Raw genomic sequence first — 1,603 nt, forward strand, 5'->3', positions numbered from 1 at the left:
ACGATGTTCATTGGGGATCTCCAATCCCACAACCGGCTTGCCAGGAATGACTTCAACAATACGCACGCTACTCACCGACAAGGCACGCGCCAAATCTTTCGCCAAACCACTAATGCGGCTGACTTTGATTCCCGGGGCGGGCTGTAATTCAAATCGAGTAACGACCGGGCCAGGCTGCACTTCAACCACCTGCACCTCAACCCCAAAATCTTTTAATTTCAGTTCCACTTGGCGAGACAAGGCTTGTAAGACGTCTTCACTGTAGCCACCAATACTGGCTTGTGGCATATCCAGCAAGGCCAAAGCAGGCATGCCCTGATCTTCTGAGTTTTCAAACAGTGGAACTTGTCGCTCTTTTTCTTCACGTTTGCTCGGCTCAATCTTTTGTAATACCGGTTCAACGCGCACTTTTTTACGGTCTTTTATTTTGTCATTTTGTTCACGAAAGCTATGCTCGCGTTGTTGGCGTGCATGTCTCGCTAATAGGTTCACTTTAAACTCTCGTAACCAACGGGCTGCATAAGTCATTACTAACATCGCAACAGCGCCCAAACGATCGATCACCATTAACCATGACAGGCCGGTGAATAGGGTCACTCCGGTTAATAAAATGGCCAGTAATAATAAGGCGGTGCCTGCAGCGCCAAAGACAGCTTCAAAACCATGACCAACCACTTCCCCTAACACACCTCCCGCACCCAAGGGCAGTATGTCAGCGAAAGAAATAAGGCTTAATGTCGATAAACCACTGGCCGAAGCGACTGCCATTAACAGACCTACGGCTTTGATTACCCAAAAATGTATCGCACTTTCAGTATCCGCTGTCTTACCCCAGCTAAATAATAACCCGCCACTGAATGCCAACATCAACGGTGATAAATAAGCGGGGAAACCAAAGCCATATAACAAGGCATCGGCTAACCAAGCCCCCACTATTCCGCCTAGATTGACGATAAGATCATCTGTTCCGGTTGTTGACCAACCCGGATCTGCGGGTTGATATGACCATAATGACAATAACAAGTAGCCAGCCAAGGCCAAAGCCAAAATCAGTGCAGCCTCACGTAAACGAAAACTCACTGCGCCCGACGTGGCTTGTCGCTTCTCTTTATCGATCACTCGTGTTGCCTGTGCCAATGTAATAATCCCAGTAACGCCAACATATTAACGGCTGATTTTAACACAGCTTTTCAACGGTAACGCTTTACCAAATTATCATCGGTAGGTACCCTAAAAACAATTATTAAAATTCGCCTTGGAGATTATCGATTATGGCCGACAGTAAACACTGCCGATTACTTATTCTTGGTTCAGGTCCTGCAGGCTACACTGCAGCTGTTTATGCCGCACGTGCTGCGCTTGATCCCGTTCTTGTTACGGGTATCGAACAAGGTGGCCAATTAACCACCACCACGGATGTAGATAACTGGCCCGGCGATGATGCCGGTGTGCAAGGTCCAGAGTTGATGCAACGTATGCAACGTCACGCTGAACGTTTTGGTACTGAGATTATATTTGACCATATTCACACCGCCGATCTGAGTCAACGTCCCTTTAAACTCATTGGCGATAGTGGCGAATATACCGCTGACGCGCTGATTAT

General features: G+C 47.6%; 2 protein-coding genes. One reads left to right on the top strand and one right to left on the bottom strand.

The window, feature by feature from the left end; all coding sequences use genetic code 11:
- A partial coding sequence (locus tag AC3AYF_RS20795) for a DNA translocase FtsK (protein WP_487780373.1) occupies positions 1-1,119 on the bottom strand: 1,119 nt, incomplete at its 3' end.
- 152 nt (positions 1,120-1,271) lie between these two features.
- Here AC3AYF_RS20795 and AC3AYF_RS20800 point away from each other — a divergent pair.
- The coding region (locus tag AC3AYF_RS20800; RefSeq protein ID WP_487780374.1) for an FAD-dependent oxidoreductase at positions 1,272-1,603 on the top strand (332 nt) is incomplete at its 3' end.

This window comes from Salinicola sp., assembly GCF_982684285.1.